The organism is Bacillus sp. OTU530 (assembly GCF_038440375.1).
In genome coordinates this window covers 63,079-85,216 of the sequence record NZ_JASATP010000008.1, presented here as the reverse complement: position 1 = coordinate 85,216, position 22,138 = coordinate 63,079, and the positions used below count along the sequence as shown (strand labels likewise).

The 22,138-nt window shown below is 41.1% G+C and carries 26 protein-coding genes and 2 pseudogenes; 18 read left to right on the top strand and 10 right to left on the bottom strand.

Annotated elements, in window-relative coordinates; genetic code table 11:
* Positions 1-220 precede the first annotated feature (220 nt).
* The 5 genes and pseudogenes from AAHB12_RS08325 to AAHB12_RS31700 form a co-directional block, all read right to left on the bottom strand.
* On the bottom strand, positions 221-1,282 hold the full coding sequence (locus AAHB12_RS08325) for an LCP family protein (protein WP_342044931.1): 1,062 nt from the start codon (positions 1,280-1,282) through the stop codon (positions 221-223).
* A gap of 693 nt (positions 1,283-1,975) precedes the next feature.
* A complete protein-coding gene (locus tag AAHB12_RS08320) occupies positions 1,976-2,689 on the bottom strand; it encodes a vanadium-dependent haloperoxidase (RefSeq protein WP_342044930.1) in 714 nt (237 codons plus the stop codon).
* Positions 2,690-3,191: 502 nt separating this feature from the next.
* On the bottom strand, positions 3,192-3,461 hold the full coding sequence (locus AAHB12_RS08315; protein WP_342044929.1) for a hypothetical protein: 270 nt from the start codon (positions 3,459-3,461) through the stop codon (positions 3,192-3,194).
* 40 nt (positions 3,462-3,501) lie between these two features.
* Positions 3,502-3,654 (bottom strand): hypothetical protein, encoded by a 153-nt coding sequence (locus AAHB12_RS08310; RefSeq protein ID WP_342044928.1) that lies wholly within the window; start codon positions 3,652-3,654, stop codon positions 3,502-3,504.
* A gap of 155 nt (positions 3,655-3,809) precedes the next feature.
* Positions 3,810-3,935 (bottom strand): annotated as a pseudogene (locus AAHB12_RS31700) (hypothetical protein); the annotation flags it as partial.
* Between the two features lie 120 nt (positions 3,936-4,055).
* Here AAHB12_RS31700 and AAHB12_RS08305 point away from each other — a divergent pair.
* From AAHB12_RS08305 to sigK, 5 genes and pseudogenes are all read left to right on the top strand, one after another.
* Positions 4,056-5,090, top strand: coding sequence for a DUF3231 family protein (locus AAHB12_RS08305; RefSeq protein ID WP_342044927.1), 1,035 nt, complete (start codon positions 4,056-4,058; stop codon positions 5,088-5,090).
* 132 nt (positions 5,091-5,222) lie between these two features.
* Positions 5,223-5,297, top strand: a pseudogene (locus tag AAHB12_RS08300) (ABC transporter ATP-binding protein); the annotation flags it as partial.
* Between the two features lie 583 nt (positions 5,298-5,880).
* On the top strand, positions 5,881-6,573 hold the full coding sequence (locus tag AAHB12_RS08295; RefSeq protein WP_342044926.1) for a DsbA family protein: 693 nt from the start codon (positions 5,881-5,883) through the stop codon (positions 6,571-6,573).
* Between the two features lie 2 nt (positions 6,574-6,575).
* On the top strand, positions 6,576-6,986 hold the full coding sequence (locus AAHB12_RS08290) for a disulfide oxidoreductase (protein WP_129727344.1): 411 nt from the start codon (positions 6,576-6,578) through the stop codon (positions 6,984-6,986).
* 304 nt (positions 6,987-7,290) lie between these two features.
* Complete coding sequence (gene sigK, locus AAHB12_RS08285; RefSeq protein ID WP_129727343.1) at positions 7,291-8,004, top strand: RNA polymerase sporulation sigma factor SigK; 714 nt, start codon at positions 7,291-7,293, stop codon at positions 8,002-8,004.
* Between the two features lie 161 nt (positions 8,005-8,165).
* Here the strand turns inward: sigK and pssA are convergent, their stop codons facing one another.
* Positions 8,166-8,705, bottom strand: coding sequence for a CDP-diacylglycerol--serine O-phosphatidyltransferase (gene pssA / locus AAHB12_RS08280; protein ID WP_129727342.1), 540 nt, complete (start codon positions 8,703-8,705; stop codon positions 8,166-8,168).
* Positions 8,706-8,810: 105 nt separating this feature from the next.
* On the opposite strand from pssA, the gene AAHB12_RS08275 reads away from it, so the two are divergent.
* The gene (locus tag AAHB12_RS08275) at positions 8,811-9,596 is read left to right on the top strand and encodes a phosphatidylserine decarboxylase (RefSeq protein WP_342044925.1); all 786 of its coding nucleotides are present in this window, start codon (positions 8,811-8,813) and stop codon (positions 9,594-9,596) included.
* Positions 9,597-9,875: 279 nt separating this feature from the next.
* Here AAHB12_RS08275 and sda read toward each other — a convergent pair whose 3' ends face one another.
* The gene (gene sda, locus AAHB12_RS08270; protein WP_129727340.1) at positions 9,876-10,022 is read right to left on the bottom strand and encodes a sporulation histidine kinase inhibitor Sda; all 147 of its coding nucleotides are present in this window, start codon (positions 10,020-10,022) and stop codon (positions 9,876-9,878) included.
* A gap of 262 nt (positions 10,023-10,284) precedes the next feature.
* Between sda and AAHB12_RS08265 the strand changes: the two genes are divergently transcribed.
* The 8 genes from AAHB12_RS08265 to AAHB12_RS08230 all read left to right on the top strand — a co-directional run bounded on the left by AAHB12_RS08265 (position 10,285) and on the right by AAHB12_RS08230 (position 15,329).
* Positions 10,285-10,800, top strand: a complete 516-nt coding sequence (locus AAHB12_RS08265; protein WP_129727339.1) for a YqeG family HAD IIIA-type phosphatase — start codon at positions 10,285-10,287, stop codon at positions 10,798-10,800.
* 3 nt (positions 10,801-10,803) lie between these two features.
* Complete coding sequence (yqeH, locus tag AAHB12_RS08260; RefSeq protein WP_342044924.1) at positions 10,804-11,910, top strand: ribosome biogenesis GTPase YqeH; 1,107 nt, start codon at positions 10,804-10,806, stop codon at positions 11,908-11,910.
* Positions 11,911-11,973: 63 nt separating this feature from the next.
* Positions 11,974-12,807, top strand: a complete 834-nt coding sequence (gene aroE / locus AAHB12_RS08255; protein ID WP_342044923.1) for a shikimate dehydrogenase — start codon at positions 11,974-11,976, stop codon at positions 12,805-12,807.
* 4 nt (positions 12,808-12,811) lie between these two features.
* Positions 12,812-13,102, top strand: a complete 291-nt coding sequence (gene yhbY / locus AAHB12_RS08250; RefSeq protein WP_129727336.1) for a ribosome assembly RNA-binding protein YhbY — start codon at positions 12,812-12,814, stop codon at positions 13,100-13,102.
* Positions 13,099-13,704 carry a nicotinate-nucleotide adenylyltransferase gene (locus AAHB12_RS08245; protein ID WP_342044922.1) on the top strand — a complete coding sequence of 202 codons (606 nt, stop codon included), beginning with the start codon at positions 13,099-13,101 and terminating at the stop codon, positions 13,702-13,704. Before yhbY ends, AAHB12_RS08245 begins: the two co-directional genes overlap by 4 nt.
* Positions 13,658-14,227 (top strand): bis(5'-nucleosyl)-tetraphosphatase (symmetrical) YqeK, encoded by a 570-nt coding sequence (gene yqeK, locus AAHB12_RS08240; RefSeq protein ID WP_342044921.1) that lies wholly within the window; start codon positions 13,658-13,660, stop codon positions 14,225-14,227. Before AAHB12_RS08245 ends, yqeK begins: the two co-directional genes overlap by 47 nt.
* Positions 14,224-14,580 (top strand): ribosome silencing factor, encoded by a 357-nt coding sequence (rsfS, locus tag AAHB12_RS08235; RefSeq protein ID WP_342044920.1) that lies wholly within the window; start codon positions 14,224-14,226, stop codon positions 14,578-14,580. The genes yqeK and rsfS overlap by 4 nt, the downstream gene beginning before the upstream one ends.
* On the top strand, positions 14,577-15,329 hold the full coding sequence (locus AAHB12_RS08230; RefSeq protein WP_342044919.1) for a class I SAM-dependent DNA methyltransferase: 753 nt from the start codon (positions 14,577-14,579) through the stop codon (positions 15,327-15,329). Before rsfS ends, AAHB12_RS08230 begins: the two co-directional genes overlap by 4 nt.
* 134 nt (positions 15,330-15,463) lie before the next feature.
* On the opposite strand, the gene comER is transcribed toward AAHB12_RS08230, so the two are convergent.
* Complete coding sequence (gene comER / locus AAHB12_RS08225) at positions 15,464-16,288, bottom strand: late competence protein ComER (RefSeq protein ID WP_129727331.1); 825 nt, start codon at positions 16,286-16,288, stop codon at positions 15,464-15,466.
* Between the two features lie 95 nt (positions 16,289-16,383).
* Between comER and AAHB12_RS08220 the strand changes: the two genes are divergently transcribed.
* From AAHB12_RS08220 to AAHB12_RS08210, 3 genes are all read left to right on the top strand, one after another.
* Complete coding sequence (locus AAHB12_RS08220; protein WP_342044918.1) at positions 16,384-16,950, top strand: helix-hairpin-helix domain-containing protein; 567 nt, start codon at positions 16,384-16,386, stop codon at positions 16,948-16,950.
* Positions 16,951-17,016: 66 nt separating this feature from the next.
* Positions 17,017-17,577 (top strand): ComE operon protein 2, encoded by a 561-nt coding sequence (locus AAHB12_RS08215; RefSeq protein WP_129727329.1) that lies wholly within the window; start codon positions 17,017-17,019, stop codon positions 17,575-17,577.
* Positions 17,535-19,910, top strand: a complete 2,376-nt coding sequence (locus tag AAHB12_RS08210; protein WP_342044917.1) for a DNA internalization-related competence protein ComEC/Rec2 — start codon at positions 17,535-17,537, stop codon at positions 19,908-19,910. The genes AAHB12_RS08215 and AAHB12_RS08210 overlap by 43 nt, the downstream gene beginning before the upstream one ends.
* Positions 19,911-19,991: 81 nt before the next feature.
* Here AAHB12_RS08210 and AAHB12_RS08205 read toward each other — a convergent pair whose 3' ends face one another.
* Positions 19,992-20,126 carry a YqzM family protein gene (locus AAHB12_RS08205; RefSeq protein WP_129727328.1) on the bottom strand — a complete coding sequence of 45 codons (135 nt, stop codon included), beginning with the start codon at positions 20,124-20,126 and terminating at the stop codon, positions 19,992-19,994.
* Between the two features lie 561 nt (positions 20,127-20,687).
* Here AAHB12_RS08205 and holA point away from each other — a divergent pair.
* The gene (holA, locus tag AAHB12_RS08200) at positions 20,688-21,698 is read left to right on the top strand and encodes a DNA polymerase III subunit delta (protein WP_129727327.1); all 1,011 of its coding nucleotides are present in this window, start codon (positions 20,688-20,690) and stop codon (positions 21,696-21,698) included.
* Positions 21,699-21,854: 156 nt separating this feature from the next.
* On the opposite strand, the gene rpsT is transcribed toward holA, so the two are convergent.
* A complete protein-coding gene (rpsT, locus tag AAHB12_RS08195) occupies positions 21,855-22,121 on the bottom strand; it encodes a 30S ribosomal protein S20 (RefSeq protein WP_129727326.1) in 267 nt (88 codons plus the stop codon).
* Positions 22,122-22,138: the final 17 nt, after the last annotated feature.

Sequence of the window (22,138 nt, the reverse complement as noted above, 5' to 3'; positions counted from 1 at the left end):
TGCAAGCAGTCTCAATAATATGGATCATCTTGCAGTTACTGTGGGATATAAATATAGCTCGACAGCCATTATCGAGGAGGAATCCACTACACCACATAGAATGGATCGATTAGAACTAAATGGAAGACCATTTACCGTAGAAACAGTGAGATTCCCCTATTTACAGAGCAAAAGAGGCAAATGAAATCACTCTCATTTGCCTCTTTTGTTTCTTAAACCATTATTGGTTTTCTTCTTCATCTGTATGTTGAGTTGTATCTGTTGCTTCATCGGTCGCTTCATCTTCATCTGTGGCGGATGTTAATCCAAGATGTTGTTTTAAAGTTTCTTTGATTTCCTTTACGCTCTGTTCATCAGGCTTCGCGTAATAAATGCCGTCAATATACTCATCAATATCTTTAACCTGCAGTTTTTCCATGTTTAACTGTGTTCCAAGCATGGTTTTTACAACGCCGATCATATCATCAAAAGTCAAGTTGGTCTCCATTTCACTTCCTGCTGCCTCGATTAAATCTGCCATTTTGGTAACAGAATTAAGGGAAAGAGCTTTTTTTGCAATTGCTTCAATGATCAGCTGCTGACGCTGTCCGCGCATAAAATCGTTATCAATATGACGTGCTCTTGCTAAGACAAGTGCCTGTTCTCCATTCAACTTGTGCTGCCCTTTTTCCACTGTCACAAAACCGCTTTTTTTACTGTTAAAATCGGTAACGGAAATCGGGACATCCATGTCAATGCCGCCTAAAGTATCAACAATTTTTATAAAGGAATCGAAGTTTACTTTTACGTAATAATCAACCGGTACATCTAAAAAGTCTTCTACGGTTTGAATCGTACCGCTTGCACCACCATATGCATAGGCATGGGCGATTTTATTTTTTCGTTCCTTACTTGGAATGTAGACATATGTGTCACGAGGAATACTTACTAATTTAATAGATTTATCATCTTTGTTTAATGTAGCTAAAAGTAATGCATCTGTTCGGAAAGAACCTCCAAAATCTTTTGTATCCTTTTTCCGTGCTTCGCTTTCATCCACACCCATAATTAAGATAGAAATATTGTCTTCTAAGGGTTTTACCGCTTCTAGGCGTTTGCTAGATTTACTACCGCGATCTAATTCCTTGTAGGCTGCTTGCGCGACATGTTCTGCTTTTATATATAAATACGCTGCATAACCTATTCCCCCAATGAGAATACAAAGAAGGGGGAGTATCAAGAATACAGCGATTCTTCTCCTGCGTTTTTTTCGTTTAGAGCGATGTTGCAAACTGTGAGACATTAGTAATCCTCCTGTTACTATTTTATACATAACTAAAAATGAGCATTCTAAATCGGAAATATTACCATCCAAATGGAAATGACAGATACCCTATGCTACTTGTAACTCTTTTTTAATCAGGTCAAGGGATATGCTGTTTGTTGATTCTTGATATATAAACTGAATGATATTTCCCATTTTCCGCGCTCAGGTTTCTAGAATCGCAAGCGAAAAGGTTGTCTTCCGCAGATCCATCGCACATATACGTAAACTGGGCGATGATCTAAAAATGACAAATGGCTCGTTCACTTCGGACTTGGTAGCCATGAAAGTATACTGTATTTCTAAATTTTCCTGCATGTATTATAATAACATATTTCGTTTCAAGTATTGTTACATGTATCTTACAAGTGAATCATATATCCTCTTGCTTTTTGTCTGTCGGCTTGGTGAGAGAATCACACCGGGCTGAAAAAACTGTTGAGGGTGGAGATTTTTTCGCTGACTTTACGAAAAAAATACTACCCGTTCCTTGCACAACTTTTAGCCTATATTGTGTGTGAAAGGAAGTTTAATCATTTTACACTTTAAGAAAGTATAAAGTTCTAGCTGGAAGATCATTCGACGTAGCGAGAAATTTTAGGAATAAAGTGTAAGTGCAACTACGCTTCTGTCTTCGCCTAACGGCTCGCCAAGCAGCGAGCTTTCTTTATCCTATTGAGAATCATTGAGATTTTGTGCCTTCAATACACCTACAACCATATTTCCGATTTGCCTGCCTAATCTCAAGCCTTCATCATTATCTACTTTAAAATGTACGCCAGCGTACAAACGTGATAAAGCACACTCTTCCATTATATTTTTTATTCCTGCTTCTGATGGAAAGAAATAACTTAACACTGATTCTGCACATCCTGCAACAGTGGCGTGTGCAGAAGGGTAAGATGGAAAACGCAGTGTAGTCAACACAGTGGATAAGTTTCTGCTATATTGATTTGGGCGTGCCACATCCCACAGATATTTAAAATACCATGACATCACAAAAGCATCATTAACAGCAGCGTGAAAATATCCAAGTATTCTGGCAATACGCGGTGATCCTAGGTTGTATTTTGTAGCTAAATTAAAAATCATTGGAATCATATTCTGAGTTGCTTCAACTGTCCCCCAGTATTGTGCGCTGCGTATTTGTTGAGGAGTTATGGATGATAATGTTTGTTCTACAATAGATAACTCTGTTCCCCACTCGATCTCAATAGGATGTTTAATTTTCCAATTAATCCGCTGCCGAAAGGGATCTAGGAATTCATTGTTTCTTTCCCTAAAAATAAAAAACATTGGAAAATATGCTGGTGCTGGATAAGGTTTAGGTAAAGTTTGTTCTCCTTGGTAAGGATATGCTGACCATCTCCGATAATTTGTTCTCATTAAATCCAACCCCTTATTTTATTCCTACTTATTCTTTATGAGTAAGGGTAATAAAATATAGCAGTTTGTTATAAGCTTGTATGATTTGCTAGACATAACTGCCAAGAACGGATTGTATCAAAAATAGGCGAGAATACCCCTTCTTCAAGAGGCGTTAGCGAGTAGGTGGCGGATATCCAGTTAACTTTACTGCATATATTTGGACAAGATTTGGAATTTCCTTCGCTTTAATGTTTTTGATGAAGGGTAATGTTAGAGAAATTTGAAATGAAGATCCTATACAAAGAATGGGGAGATGGAAAGATTCATGGATAGAGGCACTTTTCACATAAAGAAAACTCGCCGATCAGCGAGTTTTCTTTATGAAATTGATTCAAACACAAATAGCCCTAAAAATAAATTTATTTTTTCAGGGCAACCATTTCTATGATGCTAAAGCGCCTTTGGAAGAAAATACTGTCACTGCTCAAGGCTGCTTAGAGCCGCTTCTAGACCGGAATCTTTATATGATGTCTCCCTGAAAACGGCTATGTTTCTTTACTTCACTAAGTGTTTCTTCAATTTCTCTCATATAGTCATTGAAAACATCCATTTTCCCCGCCGTCTCGAAGTTTTGCTTATCGACGGAATTTATGAGAGCGATAACGGCTTTTAGCTTCAAATCATCATAAAATTCAAGTTCTGATTCACCGATAATTTCTCCTTTTACAATTAAACGACCGGTGCTGTCCTCCATATTAAAACTATGCTTTTTTTCGTTTAACTCTTCCATTTTCGCCTCCTTTTCAAGCAGCGCTGCTTTCGATACAGATTTATTTGCCAGCGGTGATATCATGATAAGGCATGATGAGCTTCGCTACCTTTTCGTAGCTCATCGGCCCTATTTCCCTTACTAAACGCGGAATGGCTTTTTCGGGATAACCATAGTCACGAAGAAGTTTTTCTACCTTTTCTGTATTGTTCATTATCCGCACCTCCGCTTTATAGCATTCCCTATTTTGATAAAACAAAGCGGATATAAAAAGAGTTCTGGTAAGGGAATATTCTCTTACTAAAACGGAGAGGGGGATTCCTAATGAGGAAGGTCATAAAGCCCCTTCCCGATTAGGTGCTGATATGCTCATAAGGAATGATTGATTCCTTTCTCTTTTTTAGGCCAAATAAAATAACTTGCAGTGATACACAAATCAACTGCTATAACGAGAACCCATATCTTGATAACTCCATAAAGTGCCTCGATTCTTGAGGGATTTCTTCGGTTAGTAGAATTATTGAGTTCTGATAATAATTCGACCATGTAAGTTCAGAATATATTTTGATTAGAGGAAAACACTAAGAGGAGATTTGATTAAGAGGAGATTTGATTATGGAAACGATTAAAACAACTGACATAAGTTTAGATACATCAAATCCTAAAGAAAAACTAACATCAGCAGAAATGGGAAAGCTTTGGGCAACCTATATGGGAAACAGCATGTCAAAATGTATTTTAAGCTACTATCTTCAACATGTTGAGGACGCTGATATTAAGCGTTTATTGGAAAATTCATTAAAATTATCCAATGAATTCATGAAAACAACCAAAGAAATTTTCATAAAGGAAAACGTCCCCATTCCTCACGGTTTTACAGAAAAAGACGTAAATCTTGGTGCTCCTAGATTATTCGAAGATGAATTCTATGTTCATTATTTGAAATATGCCGCGAAAGCAGGAATGAGTATCTATAACGTAGCAGTACCGTTGGTTTATAGGAAGGATATAAGAGAATTTTATTTGTATTGTATGGATGCTACTATGGCTCTAATGGAACAAATCAAGGCTATATTAATGAATAAAGGATTCATCATAAAACCGCCTTTTATTCCCATACCAGATAAAGTGGAATTTGCTCATCAAAATTTTTTAAATGGCTTCCTTGGACATGTACGACCTCTACACGCATTAGAAATTGCCCATTTGTATGATAATATTGAAAATAATGTAACAAGTAAAGCGCTCATTATGGCATTTGCCCAAGTAGCAAAGGATGAAAAAATTCGGGAATTGTTTGAGAAAGGTAGAGAGCTTACAGCTATAAATATTGAACACTATATGCAGAAGCTACATGATGAACATTTACCTTCGCCATCTTTTGTTGATCATTTAGTTACGACATCTGCATTTGCTCCCTTTTCAGATAAACTCATGTTATTTCATAAGATGGATATGTTTTCAATGAAAATAAGAGCGTTCGGAAATTCAGTGGCTGTAAATGGCAGGCAGGACATAGGGCTGCTTTATAGTAAATCGTTCCTGAAAATTTCCGGATTTGTTAAAGATGCAGCCGAACTTATGATCGAGAACGGGTGGATGGAACAACCACCAGCAGCGGCTGATAGAGAAAAGTTAGCATCTGGCTAATTCCTTTCCCATATTCTTGCATGAACTAATATTTTGTGTTCTGAAACAAAATTATAAGAAAATGGGAATGGTTCAACAAGAAGAGTAAGGCATCCCGTATTGGAATTCTCCTTAGTGTGTTTGGCGGGATGCTTTTTAGATGTTTTTTGTATTGAAGCGTTAGAACGCTTTTTAAAGGTATATGAAGGTACAGTCCTTCTCGTATCCACATGATTGAATGTTTATTGAGCGTGTGGCAGGGGATTTGTGTTCCTTGCCATGGCTGCATTTGGAGCAAGTGAGAAAAGTAACTTTTTAACATCCATTACCAATTGAGTATTTAATATTTGACTTATTCCTCATTAAACACTACAATTTGTAGTGTTTAGGGTTAGACATGCTATGTATAAATGGGGGAGTTCGTCGGACTTAGTAACCTATCAAAATAGTTAAAAGCAGTCATCTAACACTGATAGGGGGCACTGTTTTTCGCTGTTTTTTGGTAAATACATACGTAACCTAATAACTAGGCAATATTTAGACTGAAGCTTTTAACCTTTTGCACTACCTTATGTAGTGCAAATAAGAAGAAAGAAAGGGAAAATGAATCTTTTCCCTTCAATTATCACTGGTAGTTATCTTGCACTTTAAGTGTAAATTTCTAGCTGGGGGATCATTCGACATTCGACGTAGCCGGAAATTTTAGGAACAAAGTGTAAGTGCAACTACACCTCTGTCTTCGCTCAAGGGCAGGGCTCGCCAATCGGTGAGTTTTCTTTATATAAAATCTACGAGAATGGAGTGGGAATAGTTGAAAGCAGAGAAAAAATCGAAGATTGCATCTAAACAAGCTTCTCCTAAGTGGTTTTTTTGGATTGTAGGGGTTTTTAGTCTATGTGTGTTAGGCTTGCTGCTTATAGGGAACTTCTCTAAGACGGAGGCGGCGATTAACTATAAAAACCAGCCTTATATAGGGGATGCGGCTGCTCCAGTAAAAATTGTTGAATTTGGAGATTATAAGTGTCCGGTTTGTAAGAATTTTAATGCTACAAATTTCCCGCAAATTAAGGAAAAGTATGTTGAAACTGGAATCGCGACCTTCTATTTTATGAATGATCCGTTTATCAATACAGACTCTAATCGTTCTGCTCTATTTGCTGAAACTGTTTATCAGGAACTTGGCAACGAGACCTTTTGGAAGTTTCATGACCAATTATACAGCAAACAGCCGGAGGATTCTAAATATGAAGCAATAGACTTATATACAGAATCTTTTCTCAAAGACACATTGAAAGAAGTCGCTAATGATGATGATACCAATAAGGTTATGGAGGCATTTCAGCAGAAAAAAGCAAAATCCGCTTTAGAACAGGATTTGTTGCATGTCAAAAATCTTAAAGTGGATGGGACACCAACTTTATTTATCAATGGAAAGAAATTTGAAGGGAATACATGGGATGAGTTCAACCAGATGGTAGAGGATGCGGCGAAGGAGAAGAAATAACAATGAATCCATTATTCATCGTAGCCTGGCTGACAGCTATCGTGGCTACATTAGGGAGTTTATTTTTTAGCGAGGTTATGCACTTTATTCCTTGCACCCTCTGTTGGTATCAACGGATTTTAATGTACCCATTGACTGTTTTTATTGGAATTGCTTTTTATAATAAAGAGCGAACTATCTATAAGTATGTTCTTCCGCTTTCTATCACTGGAATGCTTGTATCCGGTTATCATTATGGATTACAAAAGATCCCTTTTCTTCAAAAAATCGAGATATGTACAAGTGGTGTTCCTTGTTCAGGACATTATATAAATTGGTTGGGATTTATTACGATACCATTTTTAGCATTTTGTGCATTTACTATTATTACAATCACTATGCTAATGCTCCGAAAGCAGTCTAATGAGGCATAAAAGGAAAAAAATCAGGAGTTGAAAACATCTTGGAGATGTCTATGTCCGCTTGGAGTTAGTGATCAATGGACAAGCTTATTTCCCGGAGAATGCAAGTATCGTGACCTGTCAGGCGATGTTATTATCATTTGAAGAATCTTACACTGAAAAGGCATGCAGGGCGACCTGTATGCCTTTTCAGTGCTTGGTAGGATGAATGGACGAATGTATAACCAAGTTCCTTAAAATCCCCCTAGTACAAACAAAAACACCCTTATCCCCGCATACATATAATAACGAACACTATTTTCGCGGAGGTGAAGGGATGGGGTTATTAGCAGCGATTGCTTATATGCTGAAAGAACTTTTGCTGTTCGTTTCCTATGTCAAGAACAATGCGTTTCCGCAACCGCTCTCGCCTGATGACGAAAGAAGATACTTGGAATTGATGGAGCAAGGTGATGCAAATGCCCGGAATTTGCTAATAGAACATAATCTTCGGCTGGTGGCGCATATTGTCAAGAAGTTTGAAAACACTGGGGAAGATGCAGAAGATTTGATCTCGATTGGAACGATTGGTTTAATTAAAGCGATCGAAAGCTTTTCACAAGGAAAAGGAACGAAGCTGGCAACGTATGCGGCACGGTGTATTGAAAATGAGATTCTGATGCACCTGCGTGCGTTAAAGAAAACAAAGAAGGATGTATCGCTTCATGATCCAATTGGCCAGGACAAAGAAGGAAATGAAATTTCTTTAATTGATATTTTGAAATCAGAGTCTGAGGATGTAATTGATACGATTCAGCTTAGTATGGAGCTTGAGAAAATTAGGGAGTATATTGATGTGCTGGATGAGCGTGAGAAAGAGGTTGTCGTCAACCGATTCGGTCTTGGGATGGAGAAGGAGAAGACGCAGCGGGAAATTGCCAAGGCACTTGGTATTTCAAGAAGCTATGTATCACGGATTGAAAAGCGTGCGCTTATGAAGATGTTTCATGAGTTTGTAAGGGCAGAGAAGGAAAAGAAGGCGAAAGAGTAAAAAGAGGCGCTCCCCAGAGCTTGTTGGGGGCGCCTTTTTTACTCTTTCAGAAAAGATAAATTTCTAGCCGGAAGACAATTCGATACAGAAGGAAATTTCAGGAAAATAATATAAACGTAACTACGCCGCTGTCTTCGCTCAAGGGCAGGGATCGCCAATCCTTATACCTTTTTAACTGTGAAGCTGCTCACCATTAAAAAGGAAAGAAGCAGCAGCAAAGATAGGAGAGCCCAGCCTGGTACAAAGCCAATCAGGAAATAGCCGAGCGTCACGAGACAACCAGCTACAGTAATCGGAACTCCTTGAAAATAGCCATTTGATTCGGATACATTAAAGCGCGCGAGGCGAAAGGCGCCGGATGCTATGTATAATGTAGTGAAAAATACAGCTGGTGCACTATATTCGTGCAGTGCTCCTTGATATAGCAAGAGGGCGGGGGCCACACCGAAGGAAACGAGGTCACACAGCGAATCGAGCTGCTTACCAAGCTCTGATTCAATGCCTAATTTACGAGCGATCATTCCATCAAAACGATCTGACAAAGCAGCCAAAAAAATAAAAATAAGAGCAAGATTCAGTTCGTTTCGGACGGTAAATAATATGGAAGCGCTTCCTAATGATAAGTTAAGCAAAGTGAAGATATTGGCGGTCTGGGATTTGAGCTTCTTAAGTGTAGCATCTAGATTTTCTAGAAAAAACAAAGGCTGTTCACTCCTTATAGATTGAGAATAGATTTTAGAATATAATAGCAATATTGTAAAGAAGAAACACGTATTCGTAAAGACAAATTTTGGGAGGTTTCATATTTGCGGCGTACATTGTATCGATTTTTGATTGAATTAACAAACGGGCGAATCACATCCTATTTGCTACGCAAGTTTGCACAGTCCCGCCTAAGCGCCATGATAATACCATCATATGCAAGAGTATTCCAAATACAACATGGTGAGATGGAAAAAGAATTAAAGGACTACCGCACGCTGCATGAGCTGTTTACAAGAAAGCTAAAGGAGAGCGTGCGTCCTGTTGATCCCGATCCGTTGGTGATTAGCAGTCCGGTTGATGGAGTGTTCGAGGCTTATGGTCCAATTGAAGAATCAACTGACTTTGTTGTAAAAGGCAAGCGTTATTCCCTTATCGACATGCTGGGCAGCGAGGCAGCGGCTTCTGTATATCGAGGCGGTACATATATCGTACTATATTTAAGTCCGAGTCACTATCACCGGATTCATAGTCCGATTAGCGGCGTTGTGCTAAGGAGGTTTGAGCTGGGGAGAAAATCCTATCCGGTTAACAGGCTTGGCCTTGCGTACGGAAGGGAGCCGCTCTCAAAAAATTATCGGGTAGTCACAGAGGTTGCGAGTGAAGGGAAGCAAGTTGCTATCGTCAAGGTTGGTGCGATGTTCGTGAACAGCATCGAATTACTGCATAGAAATGATGCTTTACAAAAAGGAGAAGAAATGGCTTACTTCACATTTGGCTCAACCGTTGTCCTTTTATTCGAGCGCAACATGGTGGAAGTGAATCCAGCTTTGCAACGGGGACAGCAAATCCGGGTAGGACAACGGCTGGCAGTGCAGAAAAGGTTGTAAAGATGCCGATTTTGTGTTAGAAAGAGAAGAGCCCTCTTTTTAGATGGCTCTTTTTCGGTTTTCTTTATGAGAGTAGAAAGTTTTTTAGGCGTTCGCCAGTTGCGTTACTACGGGAGCAATGGTGAGCCTTGTCCGCTTTTCTTACACTTTAAGAAAGTATAAATTTCTAGCCGGGAGACCATTCGACGTAGTGAGAAATTTTAGGAATAAAGTATAAGTGCAACTACGCCTCTGTCTTCGCCCAAGGACAGGGATCGCCAGTCGACGAGTTTTCTTTATCTATGATGAACGCTTTTGATCAAGCTTGTCCTCTAAGGAACGGCGAATAATTTCTTGTTTAATCAGCAGGATGAACTCAGGATTTAATTTCAGCTCTTTTGCTTTATAATAAGATTCAGCAAGTAATTCATCTGATAATTTTTCCATAGTTCCATGCCACCTCCTAAGAAATGATAGAGAAGCTGTCTGTATCGTTTGGTTGAGTATACTGTATCAAAAATATTCCAGTGTCACAACGCCTCGGTTATCCACACCTTGGTGTGGGCAATCTGTGCAAAAATTGTGTGTAATGTTAGAATTGAAAGAAAGCGTTTGAGTGGAAACTGTGTATATATTTATCCACAGAGAGATTTGCAAAAAATGCTGTCGAAAAATTTTTACATAAAATTCCTTTGAAAGAGATGAAAGTATGCTTAAATTATTTTTGCCGAGCGAATATGTGAAGAATGTATATGAAATTTCGCCCTATTCATTGAAAGAACGCGGTATAAAGGGCATCATTACGGATCTTGATAATACGCTTATCGAATGGGATAGACCGAATGCTACGCCAGAGTTGGAACGATGGCTCGAAAGTATGAAGGAGAACGGCATTAAGGTTACGGTTGTATCTAATAATAATGAACAACGAGTAAAGGATTTCGCTGACCCGTTGCTCATTCCATTTATTCATAGCGCTCGTAAGCCAATGAACCGCGCCTTTAAACAGGCATTAGCTACGATGGAGCTTCAGGCGTCGGATGTTGTTGTAATCGGGGATCAGCTGCTTACAGATGTACTTGGAGGCAACCGTCTCGGTTTATATACGATTCTTGTTGTGCCTGTGGCGCAGACAGATGGCTTCGTGACGCGGTTTAATCGGAAGGTTGAGCGGCAGATTATGCGGAATTTAAGACAAAAAGGTTTAATTCAATGGGAGGAATAACGATTGACAGAAGCAATGAAATGTATCGGGTGCGGCGTTTTAGTTCAAACGGAGGATAAACAAGGGATCGGCTATGCGCCGCCATCGGCTTTAGAGAAGGAGCCGCTTATATGTCAGCGTTGTTTTCGTCTAAAGCATTATAACGACATTCAAGATGTATCCTTAACAGATGATGATTTTCTTCGCATTTTGAATGGTATTGGTCAGACGGATGCGCTTGTTGTAAAGATTGTAGATATTTTTGATTTTAACGGAAGCTGGCTGCCGGGTTTGCATCGTTTTGTGGGGGGCAATAAAGTGCTGCTTGTTGGAAACAAAGCGGATCTCATCCCGAAATCTGTGAAGGCGGAAAAAGTAATTCATTGGATGAAGTATAGTGCTAAGCAGCTTGGACTCAAGCCTGAGGATGTATTTTTAATTAGCGCCGCGAAGGGAAACGGTATTGAGGAATTGGCGGGTGCAATTGAGCATTATCGCGAGGGAAAAGATGTCTATGTTGTCGGCTGCACGAATGTTGGGAAATCAACGTTCATTAACCGTATGATCAAGCAGTTTAGTGATGAAACAGAGAACGTGATTACAACATCGCATTTTCCAGGAACAACGCTCGATTTAATTGATATTCCGCTAGATGATGAATCCTCCATGTATGATACACCGGGAATTATTAACCATCATCAAATGGCCCATTTTGTAGATAAGAAAAGCTTAAAGGTGATTACACCAACGAAGGAAGTAAAGGCGATGGTGTTTCAATTGAATGAACAGCAAACGCTCTTTTTTGGCGGATTGGCGCGTCTGGATTATGTGAGCGGCGGCAGACGTTCTTTCGTTTGTTATATGTCCAATCATCTAAAAATCCATCGTACGAAGCTGGAAAAAGCGAACGATCTATATGAAAATCATCTTGGGGAACTGCTAACACCTCCATCAGGAGAAGAATTGAAGGAGTTTCCGGAGCTTGTAAAGCATGAATTTACAATTCATGAAAGAAAAACGGATATTGTATTCTCTGGATTAGGCTGGGTGACAGTAAATGAACCGGGCGCGAAGGTTGTTGTACATGTGCCAAAAGGTGTGGGTGCTTCACTGCGGAGGTCTTTGATTTAATACCTTTTAGAATTCTGATGATCTTCTTGCAAAAAATACAAATAGGCAAATGGAGAGAAGAATATGAAACAGCTATACGGTGTAATTGGCAATCCAATTGGGCATTCTTTATCACCGCATATGCACAATGATGCATTTGCTGCTTTAGGAATTGATGCGCATTATCATGCGTTTGCGATTGAGGAGGAAAAGCTTGGGGATGCAGTGAAGGGCTTTAAAGCCATTGGGCTGTCAGGTTTCAATGTGACAACTCCTCATAAAGTGAATATTATGCAATATTTAGATGAAATTGATGAGCTAGCGCGGCAAATTGGTGCGGTGAACACGGTTGTGAATCGCGATGGAAAGCTAATAGGCTATAATACGGACGGAATAGGGTATGTTCGTTCGTTGCAGTCTATAAGTAAGGAGCCGCTCCATCAAAAGCGTATTTTAATTATCGGAGCGGGCGGAGCAAGCCGTGCCATTTTTTTCACGCTTGCATCAATGGGCGTTGCAGTTGTTGATATTGCGAATCGGACGCTTGAAAAAGCTGCAGAGCTCATTCAATCGTGCCGCTACAGCATACAAGCCGAGGCGCTTACAATGCAGCAGGCGCAAGATCGTCATCATGAATATGATATTATTATTCAAACGACAACTCTCGGGATGTATCCGCATGTACAGGATACTCCTTTACAGCTGCAACAGCTAAAAGAAGGCGCGATCGTTTCAGATATTATCTATAATCCACGCCAAACAGCGTTGCTTCAAGCTGCGCAGCAGCATGGAGCAGTGATTCAAAACGGCATTGATATGTTTGTATATCAAGGCGCGATGGCGTTTGAAATGTGGACAAGTCAATGGCCGGATGTAGAGCGGATGAAACAAATTGTCATAACAAAGCTTGGAGGATAAATTTATGTTAACAGGAAAACAAAAACGGTATTTGCGCTCGCAGGCGCACCATCTCACACCGATTTTCCAAGTCGGTAAAGGCGGCGTGAACGAGCATTTGATTAAGCATATTCAAGAGGCAATTGAAACACGAGAGTTAATTAAGGTAAGTGTGTTGCAAAACTGCGAGGAAGATCGTCACGAGGTTGCGGAGGAATTGTCTAGCGGCGCGGGAGCGGAACTGGTGCAGGTAATTGGAAGTACGATTGTGTTATATAAGGAATCGCAGGATCATAAACAAATCGTTCTGCCATGAAGAGAATTGGTATAATTGGCGGTACGTTCGATCCGCCGCATAATGGGCATTTGTTGATAGCTAACGAGGTGTACGATGCTTTGCGGTTGGATGAAGTGTGGTTTATGCCGAATGCTTCCCCGCCGCATAAGCTGGAGAAGCATGTGACAAGCACACATGATCGGGTTGAGATGCTGAAGCTTGCGATTGAAGGGGAGCCGTATTTCTCCCTTTGTCTTGTCGAATTAGAGCGTCAAGGACCTTCTTACACATACGATACAATGCTAGAGCTTAAGGAAGCACATCCAGATACTAGCTTTTACTTTATCATTGGCGGCGATATGGTGGAATATTTGCCGAAATGGTATCGGGTTGAAGGGCTGCTTGCGCTCGCCACCTTCGTCGGAGTGACGCGCCCTGGATACACATTGTCGTCTCCATATGATATAGTTACACTGGAAATACCGGAATTTTCCGTGTCCTCTTCGTTAATCCGCGAACGATTTATGAAGGGGAGAACAACTCGTTATTTGCTTCCGGAAAAGGTTCAGGATTATATTGAGAGGAATGGGGTATATGGAGCGGCAGCAAGCATTGGAAATCGTCCGCAAGCAAATGCATGAAAAGCGCTACATTCATACAATCGGTGTAATGGAAACGGCCATTGAGCTTGCCGAAATATATGGGGCTGATGTGAAAAAGGCGGAATTGGCTGCCATTTTTCATGATTACGCAAAGTGCAGGCCGATTGCGGAAATGGAACAAATTATCAAGGAACAGAATATGCCGCAAGATTTATTGGAGCATAATAAGGAATTATGGCATGCTCCTGTTGGTGCCTATCTGGTGGAAAAAGAAGTCGGCATAACTGACTATGAAATTTTACAGGCCATTACGTATCATACAAGCGGACACGAGAATATGACGCTGCTAGATACTATTATTTACGTGGCTGATTATATCGAGCCAGGCCGGAAATTTTCCGGGGTTGAGGACGTGAGAGTGTTGGCTCGCACAAATTTGCGGGCGGCACTCCTGCAGGCGGTAAAGAATACGATTGGGTTTCTAATGAAGAAAGACCAAACGATTTATCCGCTCACGTTCTACACGTATAATGCATTGCTCAAGGAGGAACAAGCTGAATGAATGAACAACAACTATTGACAGTAGCAGCTAGAGCAGCTGATGATAAAAAAGCAGAGGACATTATTGTTTTAAATATGCAAGGCGTCTCGCCGGTTGCGGATTATTTCTTAATCTGCCATGGTAACTCTGACAAGCAAGTACAAGCGATTGCTCGCGAAATGAAGGAAAAAGCGCATGAACATGGATTTCATGTAAAGCGTATTGAAGGATTTGATGAAGCAAAGTGGATTCTTGTTGATTTAGGTGATGTCATCGCACACGTGTTTCATAAGGAGGAACGAAGCTATTACAATTTAGAAAGACTTTGGGGCGATGTTCCGCGCGAGGATATAACGGAAGCGTTGAGTCAATGAGCTATGGACAATTTGCTCTGCTGTACGACGAACTGATGAGCGATATGCCTTATGACAAGTGGGTTGCATTTGTCGACGCGAGGCGGAGAGAAGCAGGAGTATCCGGTACTTCCTTGTTGGATCTTGCTTGCGGCACGGGCAATATTGCATTGCCGCTTGCCAAGGCTGGCTATCAAGTAACAGGTGTGGATTTATCGGATGATATGCTCACAATCGCACAGCAAAAGCTAGCTGCAGCAGAAGTAAGCCTTTCGCTCTATCAGCAGGATATGAGAGAGCTGGAGCTTCCGCAGACGTTTGACATTGTGACGATCTTTTGTGACTCCTTAAATTATATAACAGAAGAAGAGGACGTGAAAGAAACGTTCTCTCGCGTATACCGTCATGTAAAGGAAAATGGTTTGTTTTTATTTGATGTTCATTCTCTCTATAAAATGCACCATATTTTTCTAAATGAAACGTATACCATTAATGAAGAGGATGTCGCACTTATTTGGCATTGTTTTGAGGGTGAAAAACCAAACAGTGTGGAGCACGAGCTTACCTTTTTCGTAAAGGATGATGGGGATATCTATCGGCGTTTTGAGGAGTTTCATGTGCAGCGTACATACGAGCTAGAGCAGCTGCAGCATTGGCTGGAGGAAGCTGGATTTCAGCTGATAGGCATCACGGGAGACTTTGAAGTTAAAGGATCGGTTACTGATACAACTGAGCGCGTCTTCTTTACAGCGCAAAAAAAACGTGCGTAGCAATAGGCACATTTTATGGTTAGTAAAAAGGGTCGGTGCATCAGTAACGAGAATGCAGTCGACCCTTTGAATTGAATTTTTCGTCTTTTTTAAATTTTGTAGAAGGAAATGCGACAGGTTTGTCGTACATATAATTAGCAGTCCTCAAATTGCTCACTTACCATTTCTATATCCTCTTTGAACTTCGTATGGGTGCGCTGAAACACATGCTCAAATACTTCTCCTAATTCCTCCTCCAGCACTTTAATTCCCTCTCCAGTAATACCGCCCTTAACACAAACCTTCTTTTGTAATGTCGGGAGTGTGAAAATTTCCTTTTCGAGCAGCTTCCCCATCCCAATTAACATCCCGCTAGCTAATAGAGTTGCCTTCTCTTGCGTAATGTTTGTTTCCTGTACTGCCGCATCGACAAACCTCTGTAATAAATAGCTAAAAAAGGCTGGACCGCAGCTGACAATGTCTGAGGCTACGCGTGTAATATCCTCGTCAATGATTGTGGGAGCAGAGATACCTGAGAACAGGGTGATGATGGTATCCTTCCATTTCTTTGAGCATCGTTCCCCGAACGTACAAAGTGAAACGCCGGATAATGCCCGGTTTGTAATGCTTGGAATGACGCGAGCCACGTGACAGTCGACAAGGGATTCTAATTGCTCTGTACTAATGGGACTTGTAATGGAGACAAGACATTTATCCTTTGTAAAGGAAGAAGCAGCCTCCTTTAAAATGGGATATATTTCAAGAGGTCTTGCACAAATGAAAATGATATCGGATTGTTCAATTACATCCTCTACCGTTTCCCCTACTCTAATGGTCGGATATTTTTCTTTTATGAGAAATGCTTTTGCTTGTGTTCGGTTAATAATCGTAAAACACGAAGGCTTGACCATACGTGCTTCAATGAATGCGTCAATGAGAATGCGCCCCATATTTCCGGTCCCAATCATTCCTATGTTCATTGCTCCATCCCCTCCTTTGCAATAGCTTTCTCCTAAACAATATGAGTTGTTTTCACGATTTATGAGTTTCGAATAACGGAAAGGAGCACGAAAAAATGGAACGATATACAAAATGGGGTGTACTTGCTGCCGTTATCCTTCTGCTTTTGTTTTTGTTTTATTGGCAAACGGATCGGGAGAAACAAAAGGATCCCCTTCCAATTGTTTCAAAGCAGGAGCAACAAACAGAAGCAGCGGAGCCGGAGACATCTTTCGTTATTGCTGATATTAAAGGAGCGGTAAAAAATGCAGGCGTATATGAACTGCCAAATGGTTCGCGCGTAAAGGAGGCAATTGAAAGAGCAGGCGGCCTGCTGCCGGATGCGGAAACAGGAAGCATCAATTTAGCACAACTAGTGCACGACCAAATGATGATTGTTGTGCCAAAAAAAGGGGAGCAGCCGCTTTTTCCTCCTTCTAGCGAGGGAGGAAAGGTGGCCATTAATATTGCGACAAAGGAGGAGTTGGAGAAAATTCCAGGAATTGGACCAAAAAAAGCAGAAAGCATTCTGCGCTATCGTGAGGAGCACGGTTCATTTCAGAAATTTGAGGATTTGCTAGAAGTGGAGGGGATTGGTGAGAAATCGCTGGAGAAGCTGAAGGACGAGATTATCGTTCCGTGAATGATTGACGCCTTAAGATGCTCTCTGTACACTAAAGGAAACAAACTACTATAAGGTGTGTGCAAGATGAACAGAATTTCATGGGATCAGTATTTTATGACACAAAGCCATTTACTTTCATTACGGAGTACCTGCACCCGTCTTGCCGTTGGGGCAACGATTGTGCGTGATAAACGTATTATTGCCGGCGGCTACAATGGTTCAATTGCCGGAGGGGTACATTGCGCAGATGAAGGATGCTACGTGATTGATAACCATTGCGTCCGTACTGTGCATGCTGAGGTGAATGCACTGTTGCAGTGTGCTAAATTTGGTGCGAAAACCGAGGGAGCGGAAATGTATGTTACGCATTTCCCATGCTTACATTGCTGCAAGGCGATTATTCAAAGTGGGATTACAGCGGTATACTATGCACAGGAGTATAAAAATCATCCATATGCGGTTGAATTGTTTCAGCAAGCGGGGGTAAAGGTGCGGCATGTTCCGCTTGCATATACAGTTACAACGCTGGAGGAAAAGGATATGGCTTCACAGCTTAGGGACTTGCTATCTACTGTAGATGAACAAACAGAGCCGGAGGACTTGTGGAGGCTGCTACAGGAAGCAAAACAATTGCTAAAGAGGTGAACAAGTTGCGCAATCAATGGGGGTATGCCGCAATTGCTGCTATGTTCGGCATTGCGGCAGCCTGCTCTCATGCTTCGGCGGTTTCTGTTACAGCTGCCGCTGCTTACGTTGTATATTGCTTTTGGAGGCTAAGAAAAGGACCTTTTATTATCTGTCTTATAAGCTTATGTGTATGTTTTATTTATACAAATGAAATTGAGAGAAATAATCAACCTTCCCACTCCTCATCTATGGCCCCGCTATCCGCTGTTATTGTATCTTCTCCCATAATAGATGGAGACAAGCTCTCATTTACTGCAAAAACAACGAAGCAGGAAAAGCTTCGCATGGTTTATACTATTTCATCGCCTGAAGAAAAGGAAGCATTAAAGGATATGCGAGCCGGAATGGTTTGTATGTTTACAGGAGAACGGGATGCTCCGCAGCCTGCCCGAAATTTCGGTTCCTTTGACTATAAGGAGTATTTACATAGGCAACATATTCATTCCATCTATAACATCTCCGCTTTTTCCTCCTGTTATGAAGACCCTTCCTTTTGGCAATGGCTGTTCTCCATCCGCCAACAGGCTGTACAATATGTGCAGGACAACTTCTCTGGGGACGCAGCCAGCTTTATTAACGCGCTTGTATACGGTGATAGGCAGGCTATATCATCAGAGATAGAGGAAAGCTATCAACAACTCGGTCTTATTCATTTACTTGCCATTTCTGGATCCCATATTACGGTCCTGATTGCCGCATGCTATTATGTGCTGCTTCGTCTTGGTAGTACACGAGAGACAGCAACGGTATTATTGCTTATCGTCATTCCATTGTATATGTATATGGCGGGCGCATCGCCCTCTGTTGTGCGCGCTTCCGTTACAGCTGTTGTGGTGTTGTCATGTTTATTATTTTCTGCGCGCATATCAGGTATAGATGCGCTTAGTCTTTCTGCAATTTGTATGCTTATGTTCGATCCGTATGTGTTGTTCGATATCGGCTTTCAGTTTTCTTTTTCCGCAACCTTTGTCCTGCTTCTTTCATCGACCTCTATTTTATCATCGGAAAAATCTATGCTGCATAATATGTGGAATGTTGCTGTAGCGGCTCAGCTTGCTTCTCTCCCGATTTCTCTTCACTATTTCGGACAAATTTCCCCGTATAGTATTATATTTAACCTCATCTACGTTCCGTTTTTGTCATTTATTATCCTGCCCCTCTGTCTTTGTGCGTTATTTTTGTCTATGTTCCTTCCTTTCGTTAGTCAATGGATTGAAACGGTGCTTTCCTTGCTCTTGTCCATTTCTAATAAAGTACTATTTCTTTCTGAGAAGCTGCCATACAACAAGCTCATATTTGGCCAAGCACCTGCGTGGCTGACAGTATGTTATTGCATCGTTATTTTAGTTCTTTTCACAGCATGGGAGGACAAGCGGAGGAAAAGATACGTTCTGCCAGTTGGAGGAGGCTTGATATTGCTTTTAACAGCGCAGTATCTGTTTCCCTACTTCAATCCATATGGAAATATTACTTTCTTGGATGTGGGACAAGGCGATGCGATTTTAATCCAGCTTCCTTATGCAAAAGGGACATATATGATTGATACAGGAGGTGCCATTGCGTTACCGAAGCAAGCGTGGCAAAAGCGGAAAAATGAATTCTCAGTGGGAGATGATATTGTCGTTCCATATTTACAAAGCAAGGGAATTCGCAGGATAGATAAGCTCATTTTGACTCATGGCGATGCAGATCATGTTGGTGCTGCTTTGGAAGTGTTATCCTCTGTACGGGTGGGAGAAGTCGTGCTTGGAAGAAAAAACAGCTATTCCGATATGGAGCAGCAGATTTTGCAGGGCGCGCAGCAAAAAGGAGTGCGGATTGTATTGGCAGGAAACGGAATGAAGTGGAGGAACAGCGATGCGTATTTTGAGGTGCTATCCCCCTTTGGGGAGGAAGAGAAAGAGAATGATCAATCCGTTGTGCTGCGCGCAAGAGTCGGCGGACTTACATGGCTGTTTACGGGTGATTTAGAGGAGAGGGGAGAAGAGCAGTTAATCACATCATATAACAATCTAAGTGCCGATGTGCTAAAGGTTGGTCATCATGGAAGTAAAACCTCTACGTCAGATGTGCTGTTAGAGACCGTGCAGCCGCGTGTAGCGATTATTTCCGTCGGGCGCAAAAATCGATACGGTCATCCGCATGAGGAGGTGCTACAAAGGCTTAGGCGGCATGGAGCGGCGATTTGGAGAACGGATGAGGACGGAGCAATCACATATATTTTTTCAAAAGGGAAGGGAACGTTTCGCACAAGGATTACATATGATGAAAGCACAGCAGGTGGGAGATAGAGAAAACACGCCAATTGGCGAAGGCAGGGGCGTAGTTGCACTTTATTCCTAAAACAAAAAAAGACTGCATGGAGCAGTCTTTTACGAGCCGATGAATTTAATAACGGTTGCGATGATAAATACCGTTGCAAAGAATCCGAAAGAGACAACAAAACCTACCCCTGAGTCAGTAGCGTCATTCCGTTTGCTTTGAACGTTCTTTTCAAATTCATTCATCTTGACCCCTCCCAACTTGTCAATTTTAGTATAAAATATTGTCAGAAAAAAATCTACAATTTACCTTTTTCTTTCCATGCCTGTAAACTGTTGTCACTTATACTTATAAAGCAGGAGTAAACAATAACAGTACATCATTACCGTTACTGCATAAGAAGCCCGGGACTTATTCGGTAGCGTTTTTATATAGATGCAGGAACGGGTGCTTCGCCCGTTCCTTTATCCAACTATAAGAGTATATCACTTGCTTCTAGCCTCTCTTTGCAGGACAAAAAATGTCTTCTACGATGGATAAAGAAAACTTGCCGATGAGCGAACTCTGCCTTTGGACGAAGACAGAGGTGTAGTTGCCCTTATAGCTTGTTCCTAAAATCCCCTGATACGTCGAATTCAATTCGAGCTGGAAATTTATCTTTTCTTGCAGTGGAACAAATGCGGGCTTCAGTAAAATAGACTTTACTTGCTATGGAAGCACAGATGGAACGTATTTGCCTTTCTTATTGTAAAAGGAAAAATATATAGGTAGTATACATATATACGTAACAAGTTGAGGAGAGGCACATGAACGACTTACATAAAAATTTCAAGAAAAAGCAATTTGTACCTATATATTTGCTGTATGGTACAGAAATATATTTTATCAATGAAACGATAAATGTACTATTAGCAGAAGCGCTTGAGGAAGAGGATCGCGAACTAAATACTGTTACATATGATTTAGACGAAGTCTATTTAGAAGATGTTATTGAAGATGCCCATACCCTTCCATTTTTTGGAGAACGAAAGGTTATTCTTGTGAAGTCGCCTTATTTTTTAACTTCACAAAAGGAAAAGCTAGAGCAAAATGTGAAGGTGCTTGAGAAATATATAAGTGAGCCATCACCATTTTCCATTTTGGTGTTTATTGCTCCGTTTGAAAAGCTGGATGAACGAAAAAAAATTACAAAGCTGCTGAAAAAGGAAGCAGAAGTGCTGGAAGCAAATGCCCTGCAAGGACAAGATATACGAGCTTGGATTGCGAATCAAGGAACCGAGCAGCGTGTGCAAATAGATAGCGATGCGATAGATTTGCTGCTTGAGCTTGTTGGCAACAATATGCTGCTGTTATCGCAGGAAATACAAAAACTCCTTTTATACGCTGGTGTAGACAGTGTAATTAACCGGGAAATTGTGGCGCAGCTTGTTCCAAAATCGGCGGAGCAAAGCGTTTTTTCACTTGTAGAGCGGGTAGTGCAGAGGGATATTGCCGGGGCAATGAGAATGCTGGAGGAGCTGCTTATGCAGCAAGAGGAGCCAATTAAAATATTGGCGCTTTTGGCAAATCAATTCCGGCTCCTGTATCAAGTAAAGGAGCTGCAACAGAGGGGATATGCTCAAAACCAAGCAGCGTCCCATCTTGGTGTGCATCCGTATAGGGTAAAGCTGGCTATGGGCCAGGCGCAGCGCTTTTCATTTCAAGAGCTGCGAAGTATTATAGATCACTTGGCCGATGCAGATTATGATATGAAAACAGGGAAGCTGAATAAGCGACTTGTACTGGAAATCTTTTTAATGCGCTTGAGTCATAAATAGAGAAAAAAAGTTCATGCGGAGCTGCCGCATGAACTTTTTTACACTGTACGAAAGTATAAATTTCCAGCTAGAAGCGAATTCGATGTAGCAGGAAATTTTTAGATTTTCATAGTTAAAAAGAAAAAAACGACCTATATGAGGTCGTCGTTTTGTACATTACGCGTTTTGTACGCTCAATCTCTTCGCTAGACGAGATTTTTTACGAGCAGCAGCGTTTTTGTGGATTAAACCTTTAGTAGCAGCTTTATCAAGCTTTTTCGCAGCAGTTGCGAAAGCAGCTTTTGCAGTTTCTAAGTCATTATTGTTAAGTGCAGCTTCAACAGTCTTAACCGCTGTGCGAACTTCAGACTTTTGAGAAGCATTTTGTGCACGACGCTCTTCACTGATCTTAGCGCGTTTGATAGCAGATTTAATGTTTGCCATATCTTTCACCTCCCTGG

Excerpts from the sequence above, each read along its gene's own strand:
- AAHB12_RS08325 (WP_342044931.1), bottom strand. The coding sequence starts at position 1,282 with ATGTCTCACAGTTTGCAACATCGCTCTAAACGAAAAAAACGCAGGAGA.
- AAHB12_RS08320 (WP_342044930.1), bottom strand. The coding sequence starts at position 2,689 with ATGAGAACAAATTATCGGAGATGGTCAGCATATCCTTACCAAGGAGAA.
- AAHB12_RS08315 (WP_342044929.1), bottom strand. The coding sequence starts at position 3,461 with ATGGAAGAGTTAAACGAAAAAAAGCATAGTTTTAATATGGAGGACAGC.
- AAHB12_RS08310 (WP_342044928.1), bottom strand. The coding sequence starts at position 3,654 with ATGAACAATACAGAAAAGGTAGAAAAACTTCTTCGTGACTATGGTTAT.
- AAHB12_RS08305 (WP_342044927.1), top strand. The coding sequence starts at position 4,056 with ATGGAAACGATTAAAACAACTGACATAAGTTTAGATACATCAAATCCT.
- AAHB12_RS08290 (WP_129727344.1), top strand. The coding sequence starts at position 6,576 with ATGAATCCATTATTCATCGTAGCCTGGCTGACAGCTATCGTGGCTACA.
- sigK (WP_129727343.1), top strand. The coding sequence starts at position 7,291 with ATGGGGTTATTAGCAGCGATTGCTTATATGCTGAAAGAACTTTTGCTG.
- sda (WP_129727340.1), bottom strand. The coding sequence starts at position 10,022 with ATGGAAAAATTATCAGATGAATTACTTGCTGAATCTTATTATAAAGCA.
- AAHB12_RS08265 (WP_129727339.1), top strand. The coding sequence starts at position 10,285 with ATGCTTAAATTATTTTTGCCGAGCGAATATGTGAAGAATGTATATGAA.
- aroE (WP_342044923.1), top strand. The coding sequence starts at position 11,974 with ATGAAACAGCTATACGGTGTAATTGGCAATCCAATTGGGCATTCTTTA.
- yhbY (WP_129727336.1), top strand. The coding sequence starts at position 12,812 with ATGTTAACAGGAAAACAAAAACGGTATTTGCGCTCGCAGGCGCACCAT.
- AAHB12_RS08245 (WP_342044922.1), top strand. The coding sequence starts at position 13,099 with ATGAAGAGAATTGGTATAATTGGCGGTACGTTCGATCCGCCGCATAAT.
- yqeK (WP_342044921.1), top strand. The coding sequence starts at position 13,658 with ATGGAGCGGCAGCAAGCATTGGAAATCGTCCGCAAGCAAATGCATGAA.
- rsfS (WP_342044920.1), top strand. The coding sequence starts at position 14,224 with ATGAATGAACAACAACTATTGACAGTAGCAGCTAGAGCAGCTGATGAT.
- AAHB12_RS08230 (WP_342044919.1), top strand. The coding sequence starts at position 14,577 with ATGAGCTATGGACAATTTGCTCTGCTGTACGACGAACTGATGAGCGAT.
- comER (WP_129727331.1), bottom strand. The coding sequence starts at position 16,288 with ATGAACATAGGAATGATTGGGACCGGAAATATGGGGCGCATTCTCATT.
- AAHB12_RS08220 (WP_342044918.1), top strand. The coding sequence starts at position 16,384 with ATGGAACGATATACAAAATGGGGTGTACTTGCTGCCGTTATCCTTCTG.
- AAHB12_RS08215 (WP_129727329.1), top strand. The coding sequence starts at position 17,017 with ATGAACAGAATTTCATGGGATCAGTATTTTATGACACAAAGCCATTTA.
- AAHB12_RS08205 (WP_129727328.1), bottom strand. The coding sequence starts at position 20,126 with ATGAATGAATTTGAAAAGAACGTTCAAAGCAAACGGAATGACGCTACT.
- holA (WP_129727327.1), top strand. The coding sequence starts at position 20,688 with ATGAACGACTTACATAAAAATTTCAAGAAAAAGCAATTTGTACCTATA.
- rpsT (WP_129727326.1), bottom strand. The coding sequence starts at position 22,121 with ATGGCAAACATTAAATCTGCTATCAAACGCGCTAAGATCAGTGAAGAG.